Here is a 14,497-nt window from a genome sequence, read left to right as displayed (position 1 = left end):
CTTGACATGAATGACGTGGACGTTGCTCCGCTGGGCTATCTGCTGTACCGGGTCAGCTCGGCGCTGCGCCCGCACGTGACCGCGGTACTCGGACCGCTGGGGCTGGCGGTGCCCGAATTCGTCTGCATGCGGGCGCTGTCGCTGCGGCCCGGGCTCTCCAGTGCCGAACTAGCCCGTCACACCGGCGTCACCCCGCAGGCCATGAACACCGTGCTGCACCGGTTGGAGAATCGTGGCGCGGTCAGCCGCCCGGAGTCGGTGCCATCCGGGCGTGCCCTGCCGGCGAACTTGACCGAGGCGGGTCGGGAGCTGCTGAAACAGGCCGAAGATGCCGTACGCGTCGCCGACGGTCGCGTGCTGGCTGCGCTGAGTGCGGCCGAGCAGCACCAGCTGCGGCAGATGTTGGAGCGAATCGGCGCGGAGTGACTACTAGGCCCGGGCGGCAATGGTGGGCCAGGGCTTAGCGGCCTCCAGCTCGTAAGCCAGCTCCAGCAGCCGGGCGTCCTGCCCCAAGGGGGCGCTGAACATCATGCCCACCGGCAATCCGGCCGCGGATTCGGCCAGCGGCAGCGAGATCGCCGGTTCACCGGTGGCATTCTGCAGCGGGGTGAACGCTACCCAGTCCATCAGCCGGTCGATGATCTGCTCGTAGCCGGCCGTGGGGTCCAGGTGGCCCACCCGCGGGGTCTCGTGGGCCAGCGTCGGAGTCAGCACCACGTCGTAGTCGCTGTACAGCCGTGAGGTGTGCCGCCGGCGCACCGAAGCCAGCCGGGCTACCGCCAACGGCAGCCGGTAGAGATGGCGGGTGGCATGGCGATCCAGGCCCAGCGTCAGGTTGTCCAGCCGGGTGCGGTCGAAGGTGGGGCCGAACATCCGCCGTCCCCCCTTGACCAATGCCGTCGCCAAAAACGCCCAGTAGAGCAGGAAGTCGTCGGCGAAGTGCGCCGGTACCGGTGGCCCGTCGAGATACTCGACGCGGTGTCCCAGTTCTTCGAGCAGCGCCGCCGTTTTCAGTGTCAGCTCGCGCATCTCGGCTGACGTCTCGCGCGCGATCGACTGGGTGATCACCCCTACCCGCAGGCGCTGAGTGCCCGGTGCCCGGATGTCACCGATCGGCGCCAGCTTGGTGTTGCGCGAGATCCGTTCCGCCTCTGCGTAAAAGGCGGCGGTGTCGCGCACCGAGCGGGTCACCACCCCGTTGAAGACGATCCGCACCGGCATGGCACGCAAGTCCTTGTCCAACGGCAGCCGGCCCCGCGACGGCTTGAGGCCGACCAGTCCGTTGCAGGCCGCGGGAATGCGGATGGATCCGCCGCCGTCGTTGGCATGCGCGATCGGAACCACCCCGGCCGCAACGAATGCCGCCGATCCCGACGACGACGCCGCCGCGGTGTAGTCGGTGTTCCACGGGTTGCGTACCGCGCCGATCCGCGGATGCTCTGCCGAAGCGCTGAAACCGAACTCGCTCAGCTGGGTCTTGCCCAGCGGGATCAACCCGGTGCTGCGGTAGAGCTTGGCGAAGTCGCCGTCGGCCGCGGCTGGGTGCGGCTGCCAGGCGTCGGTGCCCTGCATGGTCGGCATCCCGGCGACGTCGACGTTGTCCTTGATAAACGTTGGGACGCCTTGAAAGAACCCCGACTGCCCGCCTTGCCGGGCGGCTTCGCGTGCACGGTCGAAAGCCCGGTAGGCCAAGCCGTTCAGCTGCGGGTTGACCGCTTCGGTGCGCGCGATCGCCGCGTCGACCAGCTCGGCGGCTGACACCTCGCCCGATCGGAGACGTTCAACCAGGCCGACCGTGTCGGAGTCACCAAGCGCGTCGTCGCCGAAGGCGTGCACATGTTGCATGCCGGTGACCTTATCCGACGGATCAGGCGCGGGTCCGTGACGCCCAAACGAAAATCACCGCCAGGCCCGATTAACGGGCGCTGGCGGTGATTTTCGTGCGAAGGGGACTAGGCCTGTCCGACCTCGAACCGCACGAAGCGGGTCACGGTCACGCCGGCCTCGTCGAGCAGCGCCTTGACGCTCTTCTTGGAGTCGGAGACCGACGACTGCTCCAGCAGCACCACGTCCTTGAAGAAGCCGGTGACCCGGCCTTCGACGATCTTGGGCAGGGCAGCCTCGGGCTTGCCCTCCTCCTTGGCCGTCTCTTCGGCGATGCGGCGCTCGTTGGCCACCAGTTCGGCGGGAACGTCGTCGCGGCTCAGGTACTTGGCCTTGAGCGCGGCGATCTGCAGCGCCACCGCGTGGGCCGCCTCTGTGCCTTCCGATCCGGTACCCGGCTCGTACTCGACCAGCACACCCACGGCCGGCGGCAGGTCAGAGGCCCGCTTGTGCAGGTAGGTCTCCACGGTGCCGTCGAAGTAGGCGACCCGGCGCAGTTCGAGCTTCTCGCCGATCTTGGCCGACAGCGCCTCGATGGCCTCACCGACGGTGCGGTCACCGATCTTGGCGCTCTTGAGCTCCTCGACATCGGAGGTCTTGGCCGCCGCGGCGGCGGTGACGACCTCGTCGGCGAGCGTCTTGAACTCGTCGTTCTTGGCGACGAAGTCGGTCTCGGAGTTCAGCTCGATCAGGGCGCCACCCTTGGCAGCGACCAGACCTTCGGCGGTGGCACGCTCGGCGCGCTTGCCGACGTCCTTGGCGCCCTTGATGCGCAGCACCTCGACGGCCTTGTCGAAGTCGCCGTCGCTCTCGGCCAGCGCATTCTTGCAGTCCATCATGCCTGAGCCGGTGAGCTCCCGAAGCCGCTTAACGTCGGCAGCGGTGTAGTTCCCCACTGTTGTGTGCCTTTCCTACGATGCGTCGGTGGTGGTTTCGGCGCCGGCAGCTGCGGCCTCGGCGTCGGGTGCAGAGGTGGTGGCGCCCGCCAGCAGCTCCTGCTCCCACTCGGCCAGCGGCTCAACCGCTTCGGCCGCAGCCTTGCCCTCGCCGTTGCCCTGACCTGCCCGGGCCTGCAGCCCCTCGGCCACCGCGGAGGCGATGACCTTGGTCAGCAGAGCCGCCGAGCGGATCGCGTCGTCATTGCCCGGGATCGGGTAGTCGACCAGGTCGGGGTCGCAGTTGGTGTCCAGGATCGCGATGACCGGGATGCCCAGCTTGCGGGCCTCGCCGACGGCGATGTGCTCCTTGTTGGTGTCGACGACCCAGACGGCCGACGGCACCTTGGCCATGTCGCGGATACCGCCGAGGCTGCGCTCCAGCTTGTTCTTCTCGCGGGTCAGCATCAAGATTTCCTTCTTGGTGCGCCCCTCGAAGCCGCCGGTCTGCTCCATGGCCTCGAGTTCCTTGAGGCGCTGCAGACGCTTGTGCACGGTGGAGAAGTTGGTGAGCATGCCGCCCAGCCAGCGCTGGTTGACATACGGCATCCCGACCCGGGTGGCCTCGGCCGCGACCGACTCCTGCGCCTGCTTCTTGGTGCCGACGAACATGATGGACCCGCCGTGCGCGACGGTCTCCTTCACGAACTCGTACGCCTTGTCGATGAAGGTCAGCGTCTGCTGCAAGTCGATGATGTAGATGCCGTTGCGGTCGGTGAAGATGAACCGCTTCATCTTGGGATTCCAACGACGGGTCTGATGCCCGAAGTGGGCGCCGCTGTCCAGCAGCTGCTTCATGGTAACGACGGCCATAGTCAGCCATGTCCTTAATTTTTGTCGGTTGTCGCCCAGCGTCGGGTGAGGCCGGGCCCTGGTGCCTGCTGAGATGCCGGACCCCTGTGGGGACCACCCGACATCTGCGTTGTGGTGCAGACACGCGAAGTCAGTCCGCATAAGCGAACTGCGCAAATGAGTTTACACGGTTCGAGCGGGTGGTTTAGCAAGCCTCGAGGAACGAGAGGCGAAGCTGGAACCACCCCATGAACCAGGTGCTTTGTCCACAGCGGTGACTGGCCCGATTCGGGGCCACGAGGTGAACTGGGCCAATGCGGTGCGCGACGTTGTTGCTGGTCGGAGCGCTTTTGCTGGCCGCGCCGGCGCACGGCGACACGGTTCGGCTGGATTGGCCGCTTCGGCCGCGCCCGGCGGTGGTGCGCCGATTCGATGCCCCGCGCCCGGATTGGCAGCGCGGCCACCGGGGCGTGGACCTGGCCGGGGAGCCGGGCCAGCCGGTGTACGCCGCCGGTGCGGGCACGGTGGTGTTCGCCGGGCGTTCCGGTGGGCAGCCGGTGGTGTCACTGGCCCATCCCGGCGGGTTGCGCACCAGCTACCAGCCGGTGTCCGCGGCGGTCCGGATCGGTCAGTTGGTGGCCGCGGGATCGGTGATCGGCGCCTTGGAGCCCGGCCATCCGGGCTGCGCGGCTTGTCTGCACTGGGGCGCGATGTGGGGACCGGCGTCGCGGGCCGACTATGTCGATCCGTTGGGATTGCTGGCCTCGACGCCGATCCGGCTCAAGCCGCTGGGCGGGTAGCTTCTGACGAAGACGCGCTGGGAGTTGCCGTGCAACACTGGACAGCATGCGCCGGACAGCGAGTTGGCGATGACAGCCCTGGTCGAACCTCCCGGCCGGTTATTGACCGTCGCCGAGTATGCCGAACTTGGCGAGGACGATCAGTGCCGCTGGGAGTTGCAGGAGGGCAACCTCGTCATGTCGCCGTCGCCGTCACCACGTCACATGCTCGCTTCGGGTGTGCTGCGTGACCAGCTCAAGACTCAGCTTCCGGCGTCTTTCGTGGTGATTCAGGACATCGATATCGACTTGCAGCTGGATCGGGGCGATCGGCCAGGGACGTCACGCCGTCCAGATCTCGTGGTGGTCGAGCGGTCTGCCGTAATTCGCGTGGATGCCGAAGGCGGCATGCTGGCGGCTGCGGAGACCCTGCTGGTCGTCGAGATCGTCTCGCCCGGGTCGCGGCGTACCGACTTCATGATCAAGCGGGCCGAATACGCCGACGCCGCAATCCCCTATTACTGGATCGTCGACCTGGAACCGGCCGGCGCGGTGAGTCTGCGGGCTTGCCATCAGGCCGAGGGCACCACCGGCTACGTCGACGACGGCGCGGTGGCCACTACCTACACCGCCGAGCTGCCGTTCCCGCTCACCATCGACCTCGCGGCGATCAGCAACGTGTTGAGCTAAGCCCGGGTCTGCCGGCGCAGGAAATCCAGCATGGCCGCGACGACGACGTCCGGCTGGTCCCGTTGGACCCAATGGCCGGCACCGGCAACGACTTTCAGTTCGGCGTGCGGGATCAGCGCGGCGGCGGCGCGGGCACGCGCAAGGGGCACGCCGGTGTCCTTGTCGCCGTGGATGATCAGCGCCGGCCGCGGAAACGACGCCAGCTGCGCCGTGTAGTCGGTTTTCAGCCGGTTCCACAACATCTCGTCGCGCTGCCACTGCTCGAAGGCGGCCAGGCCGGGTTGCCGTGCGGCGGAGATGATCTCCGAGATCAGTTCGGGGGTGCGCCTCGCCGGATCGCGGATCAGCGATGTGAGGCTCCACGTCAGTGCGGTGCGGTTGGTCGCCATCCAGCGGGTGGCGGCATCCAGCACGCCGGTGCGCAGCATCGCCCAGGCCAGCACCTGTCGGCCGCCGGCCAGTCGCGGCATCAGCCCGTAACTGTCCAACAGCAGTGCCGCGGGCTGGCCGCCAGCTCCCGATCTTTGGGCGTGTACAGCTGGAAAAACCCTGGTGTGTCACCGAATTCGGCAGCGACGTTCTCCAGCGGGTCGGCGGTGAGGGTGGACACCATCATCGGAACTCCGGTGGCCGCCGCGGCACGAGCGCTGGCCAGGTCGCCGTGTCCGTCCTGGGCGCAGATCCCGATGACGCCGATCGGCGCCATGAAGACCGGTGAGGGCAGCCGCAATCCGAACATCTCGATCGACAGGTCGCGCTCGGCGGCGCCGACGAACATCCTCGGGATCAGACCCCAGCCGTCGAAGGCGGCGACGTTGGCCCGCTGAGTGCGCTCGTCACCGGCGCCGCCGGCCACATAGGACCACACCGAGGGAGACAGCGCCGCAGCGGCTTTGGCCTCCAACTCGGTGTAGGTCATCGGCAGCGACGGCACCACCCCGGCCAGGCCCTGCAGGTAGATCTCGAACTGGTAATCCCCGAATGCCATTGGCTTCAGCCTGCCTGCTCTTCGCCTGCTTCTTTGGCCGCGAGTTCCTTTTTCCACTGCCGGAAGGTCTCTTCGGTGCGGCCGCGCCGCCAGTAACCCGAGATCGACGCCCACTTGGCGTCGACGCCGCGCTCCTTGCGGATGTAGGGCCGCAGGTTGTGCATGACGGCCTGGGCCTCGCCGTGGATGAAGACCTGAACCTGCCCCGGCAACCACAGGGTGGTGGTGACCGCCTCGATCAAAGGCGCGTTGTCGCCGGCGCGCTCCTGCCCCACCAGGTCGGCACGTCCCCCGCGGTGCAGCCAGTTCAGCTCGACCCCGGCCGGCGCCTCCAGCGCGATCTCGTCGTCGGGCCCGGCGACTTCGAGGAACACCTTGCCCACGGCTTCGGCCGGTAGGGCCTCCAGCGCGGCCGCGATCGCCGGCAGCGCGCTCTCGTCACCGGCCAGCAGGTGCCAGTCGGCATCAGGGTCGGGTGCATACGCACCGCCGGGACCCATCAGATAGACCGGCTGACCGGGCTGGGCGCCGGTGGCCCACGGTCCGACAACGCCGTGGTCACCGTGCACGGAGACGTCGATGGCGATCTCTCGGGCAAGCGGATCGGCGCGCCGCACCGTCAGGGTGCGGACCACCGGACGTTGCTCCTCGGGCAGCCCGTCGAAGCTGTCCAGGGTCAACGGCTGCGGCAACGCCGCGACATCGACGTCGTAGCGCACGAAGATGACCTTGACGTACGAGTCGGTGAAATCGCTGGCCTTGAACGTGTCGAAACCGTTGCCGCCCAACACTACTCGAATCATGTGTGCCGACACCTGCTCGGTGCGGACAACTTCGAAGGTATGAACCGGTCGTCCCGCCACGCTGTCTCCCGTCTTCGCCCTGCCCTAGCCGACTATACGAGGCGCGCTCGGCCGACTTATCGCTGGTAAGCTGGCTCGAGAGCAGGGCGCTCCCGTGCCAGCCTTGGAATAACAGGCCGTCAGAAAACGCGGGGCCAACGCCCTGCTCCCTTATCGCAGTTCAATCTCTTCGAGATTTCCTGCAGCCATCAACCACAACCGAGCAACCGGATGCAGCGTATTGCGCCTGTTGTACTGCTCAAGTTGACGGCGCAGTTTCGCCGCTAACGGTCGCCCGCCGATGTCAATCATGAAATTCTCCTTCGCAACACCGTGCGCCTTAGCTTTGACAATCGATCTGTGGACAAGACGCTGAATCGACCCGTACCGTGCGCCGGTCGTCTTCAACTCGACAAGCAGCCGATCGTTGTCGAGCCAGATGAAATCGTTAGTCGGTTTGCACGTCACCGTGTCGCGCGGTATCCACTCCAGCCGATGCCCAGCGGCGAGAAAGCTCTCGACAAACTCGACTTCCCGCAGCGTCAGGTCCTCACCGTGAGTCTCGATGCCCAGCAGGGCTTGCCGCTGCAGCCGCAACCAGTCGGAGGCACCAACCCCGCCGGCCGCAACTGGAGTAGGCCCGTCCGGCGGCTCAGGCACTACCGCTTCGCCCGGACTATCCCCCAGCTGCCGTCGCGCCGCGCCACCAGGCCGGCGACTTCCAACATGGCCAGCGGCCCGAACACCTGCGCCGGGGCCAGCCCGGAGGCCACCGCGATCTGATCGACGGTCACCACGCCGCGACCGGGCAGCGCTTCGTAGACCTGACGTTCGGCGAGACTGAGTCCGTCCAGCGGGGTGGCCGGCCGCGGCGGATCCACCGCCAGTTCCCCGACCCGACCGGCCAGCTCGATCACTTCGTCGACCCGGGTCACCACTTCGGCGCCGCCGCGCAGCAGCACGTGACAGCCGGCCGAGGCCGCACTGGTGACCGGCCCGGGAACCGCCGCCACCGGCCGGCCTAGCAGCCGTGGACCCGATCGGTCCGGTCCAGCACGTGTCCGATCGACAGCGCCCCACCCAGCGACAACCCGCCGATGGCGTAGTGGTCCAGTGCGAGCGCGTCGATGAACTCCCCCACGTAGGCGACCAGCCGCTGCTGGGTCACCCGCCAGGGAGGTAGCGGGCTTTTACCGCAGCCGGGGTGATCGGGGGCGATGACCCGGAAGCCGCCGGCAGCCAGGCGTGGTCCGACCTCGCCCCAGGACAACTCGGCGCTGTCCGTGCCGCCGCCGTGTAGCAGCACCACGGTCCCGGCCGGGTTGTCGGGACGAAAGTCGAGGTAGGAGACCGGTCCCGACGGCAGTTCGAGCTGTGATCGCACGCTCACGCCCGCGGGTGGGCCTGATCGTGCACGGCGCGCAGCCGGGCGACGGTGACATGGGTGTAGAGCTGGGTGGTGGCCAGGCTGGAGTGACCGAGCAACTCCTGCACGATCCGCAGGTCTGCCCCACCCTCCAACAGGTGCGTGGCGGCGGTGTGGCGCAGCCCGTGCGGCCCCATATCCGGTGCTCCCCCGACCGCGGCGACGGTCTGGTGCACCACGGTGCGGGCCTGGCGCGGGTCAAGGCGCCCGCCGCGAGCACCCAGCAGCAGCGCCGGGCCGGACTCCAGCGTCGCCAGCGACGGCCGCCCCCGGGTGAGCCAGGCCTGCAGCGCGTCGGCGGCCGGCTCTCCGAACGGCACCGTGCGTTGCTTATTGCCCTTGCCCACCACCCGCAACACCCGCCGTGAGCTGTCGATGTCGTCGATGTCAAGACCGCATAGTTCGCTGACCCGCACCGCGGTGGCGTACAGCAGCTCGGCGATCAGCCTGTCCCGCAAGGCCAGCGGATCATTCTGCTGGGCACCGGATTTGGCAGCAATCATCGCGTCGTGTGCCTGGTCTCGGCGCAGTACCGCCGGCAGTGTCCGGCGCGACTTCGGCAGTTGCAGGCGCGCGCCGGGATCCGAGGCCAGCAGCCCGCGCCGGCATGCCCACGCGGTGAAGGTCTTGACCGTCGAGGTGCGGCGCGCCAGGGTGCTGCGCGCGGCGCCGGCGCCGGCCTGCGTGGCCAGCCAGCTGCGTAGCAGCGGAAGGCTCAGGCCTTCGATACCGGTATGCCCCTGCTCGGCAAGGAATCCGAACAGCGAGCGCAGGTCGCCGAAGTAGGCGCGCCGGGTGTGGTCGGAACGGCCCCGCTCCAAAGCCAGGTAGTCGTCGAACTCGTCGAGAATCGCGTCCACACCGACCACCGTCTCAGACGGCGCCCGGGGGCTCAGGTGACGCGCCGCACCGTTTCCGGGGTGAGATCAAGCCGTGACGGATAGCCGTCGACGGCCATGATGAGGTCGGCTTCGGCCAGCAGTGAGCGCAGCACGTGCACGATCCCGGCGGTTCCGCCCAGGGCCAGGCCGTAGGCATACGGCCGGCCGATACCGACCGCGGTGGCGCCCAGCGCAAGAGCCTTGATGATGTCGGCCCCGGTGCGGATGCCCGAGTCGAACAGCACCGGCATCCCGTCGGCGGCCGCCACCACGTCGGGCAGGCAGTCCAGCGCCGGCAGTCCGCCGTTGGCCTGGCGACCGCCGTGCGTGGAGCAGTAGATGCCGTCGACACCGCCGTCCCGGGCCCGCCGGACGTCGTCGGGGTGGCAGATGCCCTTGACGATCAGCGGCAGGTCGGTCAACGACCGTAGCCACGGCAGGTCATCCCAGGTCAGCGGGTTGCCGAAGGTCTGGATCCAGGACAATATGGCGGCTTGCGGATTCTCCTCGGGCGGCTCGGCCAGCCCCGCCCGAAACACCGGGTCAGACCAGTAGTTGGACAGGCAGTGCCCGCGCAGCTGCGGGAAGTTCGAGGTGGCCAGATCGCGGGGACGCCAGCCCGGGACCCAGGTGTCGAGCCGCTGCGCAGTCCCGCCTCCACCACCACCGTCACTCCTGCCAGCGCCGCCACCAGCCGGTTGCGGATCAGGAATCGATAGCGGGCCGGGCGCACCCCGGGTGGGTACTCGGTGACGAGCAGGCCGCCGGCGCCCACGCGATGCAGCAGCGCGGAATGGCCTGCCGGGTAGGCGATGTCGATGCCCCCGGCCAGTACCGCCACGGTGGTGCCGTCCGCGGCCAGCGCGGCGCGATGAGCCGCGCCATCGATGCCATAGGCGCCGCCGGAGCCCACCGCCACGTCGCGTTCGGCCAGCCCGGCGGCCAGGTCCGCGGCCACCAGCTCGCCGTAGGCAGTTGCGGCGCGGGTTCCGACAATCGCCGTGGCCCGCTCCGCGACTTCGTCGAGGCCTGCTGGACCCAGCGCCCACAGCACGAGCGGTGGACGGCAATCCGGTTTGTCCGCAGCGCCGGCGCCACCGAATGCGGCGAACGCCAGCACCGGCCATTCGTCGTCGTCGGGCGTGATCAGGCGACCACCGCGGCGGGCCAGCAGCTCCAGATCGTCGGCGGCTAGATCGATGTCTCGTCGGGCCTCGGTGTGCTTGGCCAGCGCCGGGCCAACGGCACCGCGCCGAATCCGTTCCGCCGCCTCCACCGGACCGACCCGATCCACCAGCGCAGCCAGCTCCGGGCGTGGTGGCTCAGCGACCCGGGATAGGTAGGCCCACGCTCGCAGCGTCGCGTGGTCGGCGCTCACCGGGACGTCCCGGGCTGCCGGAAACTCAGCGCCGCAGCGACCTCGTCCAGGCCCGGAGAGTTCCGCCCGGCCAGATCGCTCAGTGTCCAGGCGACCCGCAGTGTGCGGTTGGCGCCGCGGATCGACAGCAGGCCACGATCCAGCGCGGCGCGTAGCGGCGCCATCGCAGCGGTATCGAGCCGAAATTTGCGGCGCAACAACGCCCCGCTGACCTCGGCATTGGTGTGAAAGCCGTGTGGCTCCCAGCGTTTCGCCGCCGCGGCGCGCGCATTGGCGACCCGGGACCGCACCACTGCGCTCGACTCGCCGTCGGCGGCCGAAAACGCGCCTGCCCGCACCGGATGCATCTCCACCCGCAGGTCCACCCGGTCCAACAACGGCCCGGACAATCGGCCGAGGTAACGCCGCTTCTCCATCGACTTACACGTGCAGTCCCGCGGGTCGGCCGGCGCGCAGGGGCACGGGTTGGCCGCCATGACCAGCTGGAAGCGGGCCGGATAACGGGCCACCCCGTCACGGCGGGCCAACCGGATCTCCCCGTCTTCCAACGGGGTACGTAGCGCCTCCAACGCGCTGACCCGGATCTCGGCGCACTCGTCGAGGAACAACACCCCGCGGTGCGCGCGGCTCACCGCGCCCGGGCGCGCCATTCCGGAGCCGCCGCCGACCAGCGCCGCGACACTGGAACTGTGGTGCGGTGCGATGAAGGGTGGCCGGGTGATCAGCGGTGCGCTTCCCGAGAGCAGACCTGCGACCGAGTGGATGGCGGTGACCTCGATCGACTCACTTTCTGTCAGCGCCGGCAGCAGCCCAGGAAGGCGTTGGGCCAGCATGGTTTTGCCGATCCCAGGCGGCCCGGTCAGCATCAGATGATGTGAGCCGGCGGCAGCCACCTCCACAGCGAACCGGGCCTGGGCCTGGCCCACCACCTCGGCCAGGTCCGCGGCTGGCTCCACCACCGGAGCCACCGTGGTGATCCGGTCCTGCAGCCGTGCCGCCCCCTCCAGCCAGCGGTACAACTGCCCCAGTGTCGCCACGCCGTAGACGTCGATGCCGTCCACCAGGCTGGCTTCGGCGAGGTTGTCCACCGGGACCACCGCGGCGGTCCAGCCGTCGTTCTTGGCGGCCAACACCGCGGGCAGCACCCCGTGCACCGGCCGCACGCGCCCGTCGAGGGCCAGTTCCCCGAGCAGCACGGTCTTCTCCAGCCGGGACCACGGTGTTTTGCGGTCCGCGGAGAGCACTGCGGCGGCCAGCGCGATGTCGTAGACCGAGCCCATCTTCGGCAGCGTCGCCGGTGACAGCGCCAGGGTCAGCCGGGCTTGGGGCCAATGCTGTCCACTGTTGGTGATCGCGGCCCGCACCCGGTCGCGGGACTCTTGCAGGGCGGCGTCGGGCAGTCCGACCAGATGCACCCCGGGCAGCCCCGAGGTGATGTCGGCCTCGATCTCCACGATCAAACCGTCGAGGCCGCGCACCGCGACCGAAAACGCCCGGCCCAGAGCCATGTCAGCCCACCCCCTGCAGGTGGGTGATCTCCGGGATTCGGCACCGCCCGATCCGCACCCCGATCACATCGAGACGGACCTCGTCCCAGTGCGACTGCTGGCCCACGAGCCACGCGCCGGCCAGCCGCCGCAACCTGCGTACCTTCTCCGGGGGCACCGCATAGGCCAGCCCGCCGAAGCCGTCGCCGCTGCGGGTTTTCACCTCGACGAACACCACGGTGCGCGTGCCGGGATCCGTAGCGATCACGTCCAGTTCGCCGTAGCGGCAGCGCCAGTTGCGGGCCAGAATCGCCCAGCCCTGCCCGGTCAGATGATCGACGGCCAGCTGTTCCCCCAGCGCCCCCAACTCGGCACGAGTCATGGTTGTCATGCCGGTCAGGTTGCGTCACCGCACCGACAGCGTCGAGCCGGATCGCATCGAAAACCGCTGCCGCGCGGTCAGTTGTCCCCAGATCAAACGTTGTGCACAGCCGCTGACACCGTGTCGCTGATGCATAGCGCAGGCTCAACCACGAATCCTGCTGCGGGCTACTTGGCCCCCAAGCCCGGCATACACGCAGCAGCGGCCTGCGCCGCCGCGGGCCGCCCGGGCTTACGCTCCCACTCCTGATCGAACTTCCGCACCGCGGCAGCATCCCAGACCGCACCACCCCGCAAATCCGCCAACGGAGCTGGAAACGCCGCACTATCGCGCAGCTGATGCACCCGCTGCCGCGACACCCCCAACTCTTCAGCGATCTCTGCAGCCGACATCAACTCAGGCATGGTCGGAGCCAGAGCCCGACGCGCGTACTCGGTCTCGGTCACCACTTCCATGCCGATCGGCGCCGACAGCTCAAGAACATGTCCGATCTCGTCCATCATCTTCGCGACCGCCTCGGGCATGGTCAGTTGGCCTGGCGCGTACACCGTGACTTCGATGCCATACCCAGGCGTCCGGGACACCGAGGCGTCGAAGCCCTCCAGCTGCTCTTCCCAGCTGATCATCGTGTCGGGGTCAGGGTCGGCGTCGAACGTCAACGAGATGACCCAATCGTCGATGTTCACCTCTGCCCTCCCTTCTTGCGTTGTGCCCGTTGTTCTTTCTTGCTGGGCGGTGGGACCGGCAGCCCTGCCTTCTTGAGCTTGACGCACAGCTCGTGCATCCGCCGATACGGCCTGCTCGGCGTCGCCGGGTAGTTGACGATATAGGTGCCGTCAGGTGCGTAGAACCGCGTATAGCCCTTTTGGTCATCTTCGACGCGCCAGCCCTGCGACTCTGCCCATCTGGCGATATCTTTGATGTCACTGTTCATCGTCCCCGATTCTCTTGCGATGTGTCAACCGTTGAGTTGAAACGCGCGACAATGTCAAGGATTGCCGGGGCGCCGCAGCACTCCCAGGCATCTCGCTGATGCGCAACTTGCGGGCAAGACCCTGGGAACATTTCAGGGCGTTGCCGATCGACGTGGCTAGGGCGGTAACCCCAGGACGGGCCAGCAGCCCGACAAAGGGTGCGGACCTCGTTCGCGTACGTGGCCATGGTCCCCAGCCCGGCACGAGCCATGGTTGTCATGCCGGTCAGGTTGCGTCACCGCTCTGACAGCGTCGAGCCGGATCGCATTGAAAACCGTTGCCGTGCGGTCAGTTATCCCCAGATCGGCCGTCATACACCGCGACGGTTCCCGTGCGCGCGACCACCTTGGTCTCCCGCCGTTCGCAGGTATCCTTACCTCATAGCTGAAGTAAGGAATGCCAGATGGATGTTTCCGCCAAGCTGACGTCAAAGGGCCAAGTGACCGTCCCGAAGGCGGTGCGCGATGCGCTCGACCTCAAAGAAGAGATCACGTCGTCTTCCGTGTCGAAGGTAACCGGGCAGTCCTAGCCCGAACACCGAACTTCCTTGACCTCGCCGGAACCATCCCGGTCCCCGCCGCGAAGCGCAACGTCACCTGGGATGAAGTACTGCGTCGCACCCGGCAATCTCGGACCGCGGACCGTCATTGACCGCGTTCGTCGACACCAACATCCTGGTCCGGCATCTCACCGGCGACCCACCCGACTTGGCTGCACGCGCGACCGAATACCTAAGGAGCGCAGAACGGTTGCTGCTAGCGGATGTCATTGTGGCCGAGACGGTATACGTCCTGAAATCCTTCTACCGTGCACCGCGCGAGCAGGTTGCCGAGGCCATCCGATCACTGATCACCTTCGACTGCATGAACTCCGTCGACCCTGCGCTGCTGTCAGCAAGTTCTCCCTCAACACCCTGGTCAATATCGCCGCCAGGCTCGGCCTGCACACCCGGCTCACCCTCACCGCCGACGCCCCGCCTCGATCCGCCGCAACCGGGTAGCAGCCGACTTTCCCGCAGCGCCAGGCTGCAGTCGCGATAGCCTTTCAGCAAGGTGAAGG

15 protein-coding genes and 6 pseudogenes are annotated in these 14,497 nt (G+C 68.0%); 5 read left to right on the top strand and 16 right to left on the bottom strand.

Features of this window, described 5'->3' with window-relative positions; all coding sequences use genetic code 11:
• Positions 1–6 precede the first annotated feature (6 nt).
• Positions 7–426 carry a MarR family winged helix-turn-helix transcriptional regulator gene (locus BN4346_RS34680; RefSeq protein WP_067971867.1) on the top strand — a complete coding sequence of 140 codons (420 nt, stop codon included), beginning with the start codon at positions 7–9 and terminating at the stop codon, positions 424–426.
• Between the two features lie 3 nt (positions 427–429).
• Here the strand turns inward: BN4346_RS34680 and BN4346_RS34675 are convergent, their stop codons facing one another.
• The 3 genes from BN4346_RS34675 to rpsB all read right to left on the bottom strand — a co-directional run bounded on the left by BN4346_RS34675 (position 430) and on the right by rpsB (position 3,632).
• Complete coding sequence (locus BN4346_RS34675; protein WP_067971863.1) at positions 430–1,845, bottom strand: amidase; 1,416 nt, start codon at positions 1,843–1,845, stop codon at positions 430–432.
• 107 nt (positions 1,846–1,952) lie between these two features.
• Entirely contained in the window at positions 1,953–2,780 is an 828-nt protein-coding gene (gene tsf, locus BN4346_RS34670; RefSeq protein ID WP_067971860.1) for a translation elongation factor Ts, read from the bottom strand.
• A gap of 15 nt (positions 2,781–2,795) precedes the next feature.
• Positions 2,796–3,632 (bottom strand): 30S ribosomal protein S2, encoded by an 837-nt coding sequence (gene rpsB / locus BN4346_RS34665; RefSeq protein WP_067971855.1) that lies wholly within the window; start codon positions 3,630–3,632, stop codon positions 2,796–2,798.
• A gap of 314 nt (positions 3,633–3,946) precedes the next feature.
• On the opposite strand from rpsB, the pseudogene BN4346_RS34660 reads away from it, so the two are divergent.
• Positions 3,947–4,402 (top strand): annotated as a pseudogene (locus BN4346_RS34660) (M23 family metallopeptidase); the annotation flags it as partial.
• A 78-nt stretch (positions 4,403–4,480) separates the two neighbouring features.
• Positions 4,481–5,080 (top strand): Uma2 family endonuclease, encoded by a 600-nt coding sequence (locus BN4346_RS34655; RefSeq protein WP_067971850.1) that lies wholly within the window; start codon positions 4,481–4,483, stop codon positions 5,078–5,080.
• Here the strand turns inward: BN4346_RS34655 and BN4346_RS34650 are convergent.
• The 13 genes and pseudogenes from BN4346_RS34650 to BN4346_RS34590 form a co-directional block, all read right to left on the bottom strand.
• Positions 5,077–5,550 (bottom strand): alpha/beta fold hydrolase, encoded by a 474-nt coding sequence (locus BN4346_RS34650; protein WP_067971847.1) that lies wholly within the window; start codon positions 5,548–5,550, stop codon positions 5,077–5,079. The genes BN4346_RS34655 and BN4346_RS34650 overlap by 4 nt on opposite strands.
• A 32-nt stretch (positions 5,551–5,582) precedes the next feature.
• A pseudogene (locus BN4346_RS34645) lies at positions 5,583–6,068 on the bottom strand (alpha-hydroxy-acid oxidizing protein); the annotation flags it as partial.
• Between the two features lie 5 nt (positions 6,069–6,073).
• Positions 6,074–6,931, bottom strand: coding sequence for a siderophore-interacting protein (locus BN4346_RS34640; RefSeq protein WP_067971844.1), 858 nt, complete (start codon positions 6,929–6,931; stop codon positions 6,074–6,076).
• 150 nt (positions 6,932–7,081) lie between these two features.
• On the bottom strand, positions 7,082–7,570 hold the full coding sequence (locus tag BN4346_RS34635) for a hypothetical protein (protein WP_154677590.1): 489 nt from the start codon (positions 7,568–7,570) through the stop codon (positions 7,082–7,084).
• Positions 7,570–7,941: pseudogene (locus tag BN4346_RS34630) on the bottom strand (DprA-like winged helix domain-containing protein); the annotation flags it as partial. The gene BN4346_RS34635 and the pseudogene BN4346_RS34630, both read right to left, overlap by 1 nt.
• Entirely contained in the window at positions 7,932–8,216 is a 285-nt protein-coding gene (locus BN4346_RS34625; protein WP_235653739.1) for an alpha/beta fold hydrolase, read from the bottom strand. The gene BN4346_RS34625 and the pseudogene BN4346_RS34630, both read right to left, overlap by 10 nt.
• An 80-nt stretch (positions 8,217–8,296) precedes the next feature.
• Positions 8,297–9,196: a tyrosine recombinase XerC gene (locus BN4346_RS34620; protein WP_067971840.1), complete on the bottom strand. Its 900-nt coding sequence runs from the start codon at positions 9,194–9,196 to the stop codon at positions 8,297–8,299.
• A gap of 32 nt (positions 9,197–9,228) precedes the next feature.
• Positions 9,229–9,861, bottom strand: a pseudogene (locus BN4346_RS34615) (alpha-hydroxy-acid oxidizing protein); the annotation flags it as partial.
• Positions 9,768–10,595: pseudogene (locus BN4346_RS34610) on the bottom strand (DNA-processing protein DprA); the annotation flags it as partial. The pseudogenes BN4346_RS34610 and BN4346_RS34615, both read right to left, overlap by 94 nt.
• Positions 10,592–12,103 (bottom strand): YifB family Mg chelatase-like AAA ATPase, encoded by a 1,512-nt coding sequence (locus BN4346_RS34605; RefSeq protein WP_067971838.1) that lies wholly within the window; start codon positions 12,101–12,103, stop codon positions 10,592–10,594. The gene BN4346_RS34605 and the pseudogene BN4346_RS34610, both read right to left, overlap by 4 nt.
• Position 12,104: 1 nt before the next feature.
• Complete coding sequence (locus tag BN4346_RS34600; protein WP_067971835.1) at positions 12,105–12,473, bottom strand: YraN family protein; 369 nt, start codon at positions 12,471–12,473, stop codon at positions 12,105–12,107.
• A 185-nt stretch (positions 12,474–12,658) separates the two neighbouring features.
• A pseudogene (locus BN4346_RS34595) lies at positions 12,659–13,090 on the bottom strand (helix-turn-helix transcriptional regulator); the annotation flags it as partial.
• 56 nt (positions 13,091–13,146) lie between these two features.
• A complete protein-coding gene (locus BN4346_RS34590) occupies positions 13,147–13,398 on the bottom strand; it encodes a hypothetical protein (protein WP_067971831.1) in 252 nt (83 codons plus the stop codon).
• Between the two features lie 443 nt (positions 13,399–13,841).
• On the opposite strand from BN4346_RS34590, the gene BN4346_RS48995 reads away from it, so the two are divergent.
• Together BN4346_RS48995 and BN4346_RS34580 are read left to right on the top strand one after the other, a co-directional pair.
• A complete protein-coding gene (locus tag BN4346_RS48995; protein ID WP_235653625.1) occupies positions 13,842–13,967 on the top strand; it encodes an AbrB/MazE/SpoVT family DNA-binding domain-containing protein in 126 nt (41 codons plus the stop codon).
• A 118-nt stretch (positions 13,968–14,085) separates the two neighbouring features.
• Positions 14,086–14,478: a PIN domain-containing protein gene (locus BN4346_RS34580; protein WP_167666219.1), complete on the top strand. Its 393-nt coding sequence runs from the start codon at positions 14,086–14,088 to the stop codon at positions 14,476–14,478.
• Positions 14,479–14,497: the final 19 nt, after the last annotated feature.

This window comes from Mycolicibacter icosiumassiliensis, assembly GCF_900078685.2.
In the GTDB taxonomy this organism is placed as follows: domain Bacteria; phylum Actinomycetota; class Actinomycetes; order Mycobacteriales; family Mycobacteriaceae; genus Mycobacterium; species Mycobacterium icosiumassiliensis.
This window is presented reverse-complemented; position numbering and strand designations above follow the sequence as displayed.

Excerpts from the sequence above, each read along its gene's own strand:
- BN4346_RS34680 (WP_067971867.1), top strand. The coding sequence starts at position 7 with ATGAATGACGTGGACGTTGCTCCGCTGGGCTATCTGCTGTACCGGGTC.
- BN4346_RS34675 (WP_067971863.1), bottom strand. The coding sequence starts at position 1,845 with ATGCAACATGTGCACGCCTTCGGCGACGACGCGCTTGGTGACTCCGAC.
- rpsB (WP_067971855.1), bottom strand. The coding sequence starts at position 3,632 with ATGGCCGTCGTTACCATGAAGCAGCTGCTGGACAGCGGCGCCCACTTC.
- BN4346_RS34655 (WP_067971850.1), top strand. The coding sequence starts at position 4,481 with ATGACAGCCCTGGTCGAACCTCCCGGCCGGTTATTGACCGTCGCCGAG.
- BN4346_RS34650 (WP_067971847.1), bottom strand. The coding sequence starts at position 5,550 with ATGCCGCGACTGGCCGGCGGCCGACAGGTGCTGGCCTGGGCGATGCTG.
- BN4346_RS34605 (WP_067971838.1), bottom strand. The coding sequence starts at position 12,103 with ATGGCTCTGGGCCGGGCGTTTTCGGTCGCGGTGCGCGGCCTCGACGGT.
- BN4346_RS34600 (WP_067971835.1), bottom strand. The coding sequence starts at position 12,473 with ATGACAACCATGACTCGTGCCGAGTTGGGGGCGCTGGGGGAACAGCTG.
- BN4346_RS34590 (WP_067971831.1), bottom strand. The coding sequence starts at position 13,398 with ATGAACAGTGACATCAAAGATATCGCCAGATGGGCAGAGTCGCAGGGC.
- BN4346_RS48995 (WP_235653625.1), top strand. The coding sequence starts at position 13,842 with ATGGATGTTTCCGCCAAGCTGACGTCAAAGGGCCAAGTGACCGTCCCG.